Annotated in this window: 8 protein-coding genes; 2 read left to right on the top strand and 6 right to left on the bottom strand. The window is 40.8% G+C overall.

Annotated elements, in window-relative coordinates:
• Positions 1-567 precede the first annotated feature (567 nt).
• A complete protein-coding gene (thiD, locus tag EDD68_RS11810) occupies positions 568-1,377 on the top strand; it encodes a bifunctional hydroxymethylpyrimidine kinase/phosphomethylpyrimidine kinase (RefSeq protein WP_132372491.1) in 810 nt (269 codons plus the stop codon).
• 139 nt (positions 1,378-1,516) lie between these two features.
• On the opposite strand, the gene EDD68_RS11805 is transcribed toward thiD, so the two are convergent.
• The 6 genes from EDD68_RS11805 to EDD68_RS11780 form a co-directional block, all read right to left on the bottom strand.
• Entirely contained in the window at positions 1,517-1,837 is a 321-nt protein-coding gene (locus EDD68_RS11805) for a YbjQ family protein (RefSeq protein WP_132372490.1), read from the bottom strand.
• Positions 1,818-2,021 (bottom strand): hypothetical protein, encoded by a 204-nt coding sequence (locus EDD68_RS11800; RefSeq protein WP_132372489.1) that lies wholly within the window; start codon positions 2,019-2,021, stop codon positions 1,818-1,820. The genes EDD68_RS11805 and EDD68_RS11800 overlap by 20 nt, the downstream gene beginning before the upstream one ends.
• Positions 2,022-2,288: 267 nt before the next feature.
• Positions 2,289-2,516 carry a hypothetical protein gene (locus EDD68_RS11795; RefSeq protein WP_132372488.1) on the bottom strand — a complete coding sequence of 76 codons (228 nt, stop codon included), beginning with the start codon at positions 2,514-2,516 and terminating at the stop codon, positions 2,289-2,291.
• 12 nt (positions 2,517-2,528) lie between these two features.
• Positions 2,529-3,206 carry a peroxiredoxin gene (locus tag EDD68_RS11790; RefSeq protein WP_132372498.1) on the bottom strand — a complete coding sequence of 226 codons (678 nt, stop codon included), beginning with the start codon at positions 3,204-3,206 and terminating at the stop codon, positions 2,529-2,531.
• Between the two features lie 330 nt (positions 3,207-3,536).
• Positions 3,537-4,736, bottom strand: coding sequence for an MFS transporter (locus EDD68_RS11785; protein ID WP_207902583.1), 1,200 nt, complete (start codon positions 4,734-4,736; stop codon positions 3,537-3,539).
• A gap of 6 nt (positions 4,737-4,742) precedes the next feature.
• Positions 4,743-5,111, bottom strand: a complete 369-nt coding sequence (locus EDD68_RS11780; protein WP_132372486.1) for a MerR family transcriptional regulator — start codon at positions 5,109-5,111, stop codon at positions 4,743-4,745.
• 272 nt (positions 5,112-5,383) lie between these two features.
• Between EDD68_RS11780 and EDD68_RS11775 the strand changes: the two genes are divergently transcribed.
• Positions 5,384-6,034 carry a hypothetical protein gene (locus EDD68_RS11775; RefSeq protein WP_132372485.1) on the top strand — a complete coding sequence of 217 codons (651 nt, stop codon included), beginning with the start codon at positions 5,384-5,386 and terminating at the stop codon, positions 6,032-6,034.
• The last annotated feature ends 4 nt before the right edge of the window (positions 6,035-6,038 follow it).

Below are 6,038 nucleotides of genomic sequence, written 5' to 3'. Positions count from 1 at the left end.
ATCTTCCTTTCTATTGGTTTTGGTTTGGGTTACTATTAACAATAGAGGAAGATTCTGCATTTTTCAATTTTCAGCACACTTCATTGGGGAGAGCCTTAATTATTACAAAATTAGCAAATCATGTGATCCAATGCTTTACATATCCTATAAATAAAAACATAGGTTTGATAAGTCCTAATTACTAAAAAAGATCAGATGTTATCCTGATTTGTTTTTGCGTCAACAAAGACTGGATTTTACATGGAGGGGTGGGTATGATAAGCTTAGACATCTGGCGAAATAGCAGAATTAGCCTTTCAAGACCGATCATGCCCTATACAGAGGTCCAGGTCACAATGTAAACGAGGGTAAAAAGAGCATTAGATTCATCTATAATAGCTGATAATAGGATTGTACCTGACCTTCAGCATTAACTGGTTTCATGTATGGGAGTTACTCTACTGATCGGCTGTGCTTTTTGCACGACTCATTGTTACGTTTGACCGCATACCGCATAACTTTTTAATCGCAGGAAAAGGTGTTTCATCGCGAACGAATGATCTAATGTAATGTACGGGAGGTCTTACCATGTCAATTCCCCGCGTTTTGACCATTGCCGGTTCAGCAGCACAGGGCAGTGCCGGCATTCAGGCTGATCTAAAAACCTTTGAAGAACTCGACGTTTACGGAATGAGTGTGATCACAGCCATCGTGGCTAACAACTCCACAACAGAAAAAGGTATTTTTACGAACTCGCTGGAAGCCATAGAAGCACAATTCTACGCATCTTTTGAGCATGTGGGGATTGATGCGTTAAAAACGGGGATGCTTTTCACAAAGGACATCATTGAACGGACAGCGGAACTGATTAAACAAGCCGACGTCCCCCATGTGGTGGTCGATCCGGTGATGATCGGTAAAATGGGCTCTCAGCTGTTAAAAGATGATGCCATTGATACCCTGGTAGATACATTATTTCCCCTTTCTACTGTCATTACCCCAAATTTGCACGAGGCCATCCGTCTAACGGGAAAAACGAAAATCGAAACCGTGGAGGATATGAAAGAAGCAGCACGGGAGCTTTATAAACTGGGGCCTGCCTATATCCTGATCAAGGGTGGTACACTGCATGAAGGGGCCGTGGATGTCTTATATGACGGGAAAGATTATAAAGAATTCCGTACCGAGCGGATTGACACCATTCATACGAGCGGAGCAGGATGCAGCTACTCTGCGGCTATTGCATCCGGACTGGCAAAGGGAAAGAGCATGACTGACGCAGTGTATGAAGCGAAAGATTTTGTTACCTGTGGAATAAAGCATGCCCTCTCATTTAACAGAGGTATAGGATCTACCTACCACGGAGCATGGAGAACGTGTGGGGGAAGGAATCCATAAAGCACCATCTACATCTTTCTTTACCTGTTTTCAATACCGGCATTCTGACTTTACCTTTATATCTGATTTCTTCGCCTAAAACACGATTTCCGGTCAAAGCGACTGGTTTGTTATGGTCTGAAAAACGGCCAGTCCTCCCTTATTTATCCGCGACATAAACAGCCGTACCGTAGGCGACAATTTCAGAGGCATTCGCCATAACGGAAGAAGTCTGGAGTCGTACATTAATGATGGCATTCGCTCCTTTTTCTTTAGCATCTTCCACCATTCGACCGATTGCCAGCTGCCTCGCCTTTTCCATCATCTCCTGATAATCCTTAATTTCACCCCCTACTAAGTTTTTCAGCCCGGCCATAATATCTTTACCAATATGTTTGGACTGAATGGTACTTCCCTTGACAAAACCCTTTAGTTCCTTGATTTCTTTCCCTGGTACAAAATCAGTAGTCACGATAATCATTCCGATCTTCCTCCTCTTTTTCCTTATATCGCTCATGTATGAGCAAACCGATTAACAATAGCACAAAAATCACACTGGTTACTAGAAAAAGCACGCCCTTTTGTGGATTAATAAACAGAAACACTAACCCGGCGATCTGACTAATAACACTAAGAATAAGAAACGTGTATTTGAATCCGTTCATTATTTTCCTCCGTGCTGTAATCATTTTTATTTTAACCAATCATACCATTTAGAATCAATCAACGTCCAGATCATGATCTCACAACCTGTACTGTCCCTTCCTGATCAAATGGTTTATAGGTTCATTTATAGATGAAGGACAGGTCATATGGACACCTTTCAACACGTCTGGTACTGTAACCGGACATACATAAAGGATGAAAAAGAACAAACCTCCCTGAGAAATTACAGGGAGGTTCATGCGTGATACCCTAAAGGAGTATAAACTTTAACCACGATTCAATAATTTTTCAGCTTTTTCATTCAGCTGATAGGTGTCATCTTCCTGAATGACAAATCCCATACTGGCCATATCGCGAAGACTGCTCCTGACTTTAAAGAGTGGCAGGCCGGTCCCGCTGGCCACTTCCTCGGCTGTTAACGATTGGTCTTTGACAGCCGTTAATATTTTCTTCGCTGTAGCCGTTAGGTTTCCTTTATCATCAATACAGGCCATGTGAAATCCCCTTTATAGTTGTTTTTTACAGAAGTAGAAGTCTACACACTCAAGATCTTTGTCTTTCATGCGTTCTTCTGCGCCTTCTTGTGTAGGAGACGGAGGAACGATTACCTTATCTCCTTCTTTCCAGTTCGCTGGAGTGGCAATGTTGTGCCTGTCTGTAGTCTGAAGCGCCTTGATGACACGTAAAATTTCATCCATGTTACGACCTGTTGAAAGCGGGTAATAAATAATGGCACGAACTACTTGTTTATCGTCAATTATGAATACGGCACGGGAAGCTTCCGTACTGCTTTCTTCTGGCATAATCATGCCATATTTTTGAGCTACGTCTTTATTTAAATCCGCAATAATTGGAAATTCAATTTTGACACCGAATTTTTCTTCAATGTTGCGTACCCACGCGATGTGAGAATGAACACTATCAATACTTAAACCTAGTAGTTCTGTATTCATTTCACGAAGCTGTGGATAAATTTCCTGGAATGCCATAAACTCCGTTGTACAAACGGGTGTAAAATCAGCCGGATGAGAGAATAGTACGAGCCAGCTTCCTTTGTAATCTTCCAGTTTAAGCGTTCCATGGGTTGTTACAGCTTCAAATGCTGGAGCCTTTGATCCGATTCTTGGCAGTGATCTTACTTCTGGCTCTTGATTGTTTTGAATATTTTCTGTCACTTCAATCATCCCCTTTTTAATATTTATTATCATTTGATTGTTACTATCAACAGTATATCGTTCTCAATTATATACCGCAAGGGGTATGCCCGGGTTTGTTGTGAACATTTTTTGAACAAAAATCAGATGTGATCAAGACTAATTTTCACAGATACCAGATGAAAATATTCTCAATGAATCACTTCCTATGTCTAATCAGTTACTCATTCATAGGTCTTCAATCAAAAAAGACTACCTCTAAATTTAACAGACCAGCATGTTGCACAGACTACCCCACACCTCTATAAACTCTATGAACTTTACCGCAGTGGGGTTTTTTTTATCGGATTAAACAGGAAATTAACATATATCTGAAGAAACCTGAGAGATCTCATGTTTTTCTTTTATTCCTAAAATTACAATGAGCAGTACAACCATATTGGCAACCCCGCATACTATCCCTAACCAGAAAAAATTGGTTGCAGATAATAGAAAAGAAGCTGCAATCGTAAACAATCCCGATCCTAAATACATGGCTGAACTGTTCAATGCCATAATCGTTCCCCGGCTATTCGGCTCCAATTCCGATATAATCGTTGTAATCGCGGATTGTCCGACACCATAAAATGATGCCCATATCACGTGTAATGCAATTACATAAGGCAAACTGTCCACCATAGCAAGCATAGATACGGATATAGCCACGCAAATGACAGCTAAAAATACCACCTTTTTCTTCCCTGCTCTATCAGAAATCCTCCCGCCCAGCACACTTCCTAAAACGCTCCCTGCTCCGGCAAACATCAGTATTAATCCAACCTGGCCGGTTCCAAGCTGAAACTTCAGATGATAAAATACCCCTGTATTGGCAAACATACCCTGAAGGGCACCATAATAAAGCAAGGTTCCTAGCAATGCTAAAAACACAGAATGCACGGAAAAAACCTGTTTAATTTGTGTAACGACAGCCGTCGCTTCCCGATTGGGATCTTTCTCTTGATCCACTGTAACAGATTTCATCATAAACAAGGCAAGTACGGACAATAATCCAATTAACCAAAATGCCCAGCGCCAGCTTAACCATTCCGCTACAAAACCTCCTATCGGCACCCCAATGATCGATGATGCAATCAGAGCACCAGTTACAATTCCGATGGCCTTTCCTCGTTCCTCATACGAATAATGATCCCCAACAATGGCAAAAGCTACCGGTTCAATCATCCCTGCCCCGATCCCGGTTAGAACTCTAAAAACGATCAAAGTCCAAAAAGTACTTGCAATTCCGGTCAACACAGTCGCAGCACTAAACACGATTAATCCAGAAACGAAAACCTTTTTCCTACCTACTCGATCTGAAAGGGAGCCAAATATAGGAGAGAATACCGCATATACAACGGCATATGCTGTCACCAAGAGACCCCCTAATTCTATGTCCATCTGAACTTCATTTACCATGTCTGGTATAAGGGGGATGGTAACAATTAAATCAAAGCCAACTAAAAACGAACACCCTGCCAGCATCAATAATATTTTGATTTTATTCGTCTGTTTGTTCAACAAATACACCTACTTCCCTTCATGACGATGAAATTCATTCATTTTTTCTTCTAAACGTTCCTTAACCTGTTTCAGATGTTGAATCTGAACATTGATTTCGTTTCGTTTCTCCTCATATTTCTGATAAAGTTCTTCACAAAATTCATTGTGTTCAGCATTTTGATTGCCATATTTACAATCTATAATCTCTTTGATTTGATCTGTATTTAATCCTAATCCTAAAAAGAGCTGAATCGTTTTAACCCTCTGAACCATTGCGTTTTCAAAACTTCTGTAACCATTCTCCTGTCTCTCTGAGAAAATTAGCCCTTTTTGTTCGTAATGTCTTAATGAACGAACACTCGCACCCGTTAGCCGGGATAACTCACCAATTCTCATCACCAATCACCTCCAGAACTGGAATCATGGATTATTGTAAAGTATGACACTAATGTCAGGGTCAATAAAAATAAAATGAATGAAAAAATTTTTAAAGACATAGGGTTGAGTGCTTGTCTGTTTTTAGCTGCTGTTTTGTCCTAACAGGACGAACTTATGAGAAAAGAATACATGTCATACGAAAGTCTGAGATATGATCCAGACAACTGCTGATGTAATAATCAACGATAATCGGTATGATGGAGACAAAAGAATCATTGGGGGCGATAAGAATGGTACAATTATTTCACTATCACTGGTGGCTCATGAATCCTGAGAAAATGGAGACGTTTTATAAAGAAATGGGGTTTCAGGTCATCCTCCGACTTGGCAGGGAACATAATGAAACGAAGTCCTTTAACCCTCCCCTTGAGTGGGATGATTTTCGCCATCAACCGATAGCATTTCGGATTATTGAAATGCGAAAAGGAAAAACGAATCTCACATTCGGTCAGGGGAAGCGGAATCAGTTTGATCATATCGGTTTTCTGGTTGATCATGATGAATATAAAAGGATTTTGTCTAATGCAAGACAACGAGGGTGGAAAATCAATGAAGGCGACAGGAGAACCTTTGTGGCTACTCCATGGAAATTTAGAATTGAACTGCAAAAAAGGAAAAACACGGTTACAAATGATGAAGATATGTATATCAAACGAATGAGCATTACCCTGCCCTTTCATCAGGAATCACCGGAAGTACTGGCAGAGCTTTTCGATGCAAAGGCGATCAGAGAACATCCTGAACATATCAAAGTGATGGGGGATGAATGGTGCCTTTCTTTCAGCCACGCTGAGGATCTGAGACTTCATTCCATCGAATTTGACAGCCAACATTCATTCCAGCAGGTTGATCCAGTTGGAACGATTCTCCAATCATCGTAGATTT

The sequence above is a fragment of the Melghiribacillus thermohalophilus genome, assembly GCF_004342905.1.
Taxonomy (GTDB): Bacteria; Bacillota; Bacilli; order Bacillales; family Alkalibacillaceae; genus Melghiribacillus; species Melghiribacillus thermohalophilus.
The sequence above is the reverse complement of the archived record's forward strand: the minus strand, read 5'-3'. Positions and strand labels throughout refer to the sequence as shown.

Coding starts and splice junctions, on each gene's coding strand:
- EDD68_RS11795 (WP_132372488.1), bottom strand. CDS start 2,516: ATGGCCTGTATTGATGATAAAGGAAACCTAACGGCTACAGCGAAGAAA.
- thiD (WP_132372491.1), top strand. CDS start 568: ATGTCAATTCCCCGCGTTTTGACCATTGCCGGTTCAGCAGCACAGGGC.
- EDD68_RS11780 (WP_132372486.1), bottom strand. CDS start 5,111: ATGAGAATTGGTGAGTTATCCCGGCTAACGGGTGCGAGTGTTCGTTCA.
- EDD68_RS11800 (WP_132372489.1), bottom strand. CDS start 2,021: ATGAACGGATTCAAATACACGTTTCTTATTCTTAGTGTTATTAGTCAG.
- EDD68_RS11790 (WP_132372498.1), bottom strand. CDS start 3,206: ATGATTGAAGTGACAGAAAATATTCAAAACAATCAAGAGCCAGAAGTA.
- EDD68_RS11775 (WP_132372485.1), top strand. CDS start 5,384: ATGGTACAATTATTTCACTATCACTGGTGGCTCATGAATCCTGAGAAA.
- EDD68_RS11805 (WP_132372490.1), bottom strand. CDS start 1,837: ATGATTATCGTGACTACTGATTTTGTACCAGGGAAAGAAATCAAGGAA.